Raw genomic sequence first — 1,599 nt, forward strand, 5'->3', positions numbered from 1 at the left:
CGTCTGTCCCAGGCCTTTTTTGAACATGGTGATAAATGCCGTGGTCGAATCGTAACCGAGCATTTGCGCAACCTGTTGCACGTTATGGCCATCTATCAGCGCCTGCAACGCCAGAATCAATTGAAGCTGGTGACGCCAGCGGCGAAAACTCAACCCCGTTTCTTTAACGACCAGACGGGCAAGGTTCCGCTCACTCATCGCAAATACGCTGGCCCACTGTCCCAGCGTCTGCCACTGCGCGGGCTCCCCCGCCATCGTCGCGACCATTCTGCGGATTTTCGGGTGATCGGAAACCGGCAACTGCATTTGCTCCTGCGGCTGCTGCGGGAGTTCATCAAATAGCACTTGTGTCAGCCGCTGGGTAGACGGCTCCAGCCGTTGATCATCCGTTTTGGACGCCAGCGCCAGAATGAGCTCCCGACATAACGGGGCGATTTTCAGGGTGCAGCAGCGTTCAGGCATCACGACTGCCTGCGGCTCAATAAACAAAAAGCACAGTTGCGCTCCAACGGTAACGTGGTTGCTGTGTGGAATTTCACCGGGGATCCATACCGCATATTGTGGAGGCACCATCCACATAGCATTTTCAACCTCACAGGTGATCGCGCCATGCAAGGCCAGAATCAACTGCCCCTTACGGTGCTGATGCAGCGGACTGAAGAGTTCATCTTCCCGGGCTTGTATACAAAACGCCACCGCCGCATCGTGGTAAAGGTCGGGCTCATACCCATCCAGCCTCAGTCCTAACATAAAAATGTCCGTTTTTAGCGATAAACTGTCATTTTAGCTTGATTCATCCATTGAGTAAAAACGCTAAAGTATCGCCTCGCCTGACGATATGAGAAAAAAATGACAAATATGCCTTCCTCCCGCGGCAAAAACGCAGCCTGGCTGATCGCGGGGATCCTGATGATTGCCACCACGCTGCGCGTCACCTTTACCGGAGCCGCCCCGTTGCTGGATGCAATTCGCACCGACTACGGCCTGAGTACCGCCCAGACGGGACTTCTGACCACCCTGCCGCTGCTGGCCTTCGCACTGGTATCGCCTCTGGCCGCCACCGTTGCACGCCGTTGGGGTATCGAACGCAGCCTGTTTGCCGCAATGCTACTGATTTGCGCAGGTATTGCGATACGTTCGCTGCCCACGCCAGGTTTCCTGTTTAGCGGCACCGCTATCATTGGTTGCGGAATCGCGCTGGGAAATGTGCTGTTACCTGGGCTGATCAAGCGTGATTTTGCTCAGCATGTGGCAAAACTCACTGGCGCATACTCGCTGACTATGGGCGCAGCGGCGGCACTGGGTTCAGCTATTGTGGTTCCGCTGGCGCTGAACGGGTTTGGCTGGCGCGGTGCGCTGATGGTACTGATGGTCTTTCCGCTGCTGGCGCTGATTATCTGGTTACCCCAATGTCGCCAGACGGCCAATGCCAGTTTGAGCAACTCGCGCGCTTTGCATTCCCGCGCGATCTGGCGCTCGAGCCTCGCATGGCAGGTGACGCTGTTTCTCGGGATCAATTCACTTATCTACTACGTGATCATTGGCTGGCTACCCGCCATTTTAATCAGCCACGGCTACAGCGAAGCGCAGGCCGGTTCG

The 1,599-nt window shown here is 56.1% G+C and carries 2 protein-coding genes; one reads left to right on the forward strand and one right to left on the reverse strand.

The features are described 5' to 3' along the window. Nucleotides 1-750 (reverse strand): helix-turn-helix domain-containing protein (locus FDW87_RS14990; protein WP_137379933.1); only part of this gene is annotated, 750 nt, incomplete at its 3' end. A 99-nt stretch (nucleotides 751-849) separates the two neighbouring features. Here FDW87_RS14990 and FDW87_RS22710 point away from each other — a divergent pair. Continuing rightward, on the forward strand, nucleotides 850-1,599 hold a 750-nt coding region (locus FDW87_RS22710), incomplete at its 3' end, for an MFS transporter (RefSeq protein ID WP_252363198.1).

This window comes from Citrobacter sp. wls826 (assembly GCF_005281245.1).
GTDB classification, from domain to species: domain Bacteria; phylum Pseudomonadota; class Gammaproteobacteria; order Enterobacterales; family Enterobacteriaceae; genus Citrobacter; species Citrobacter braakii.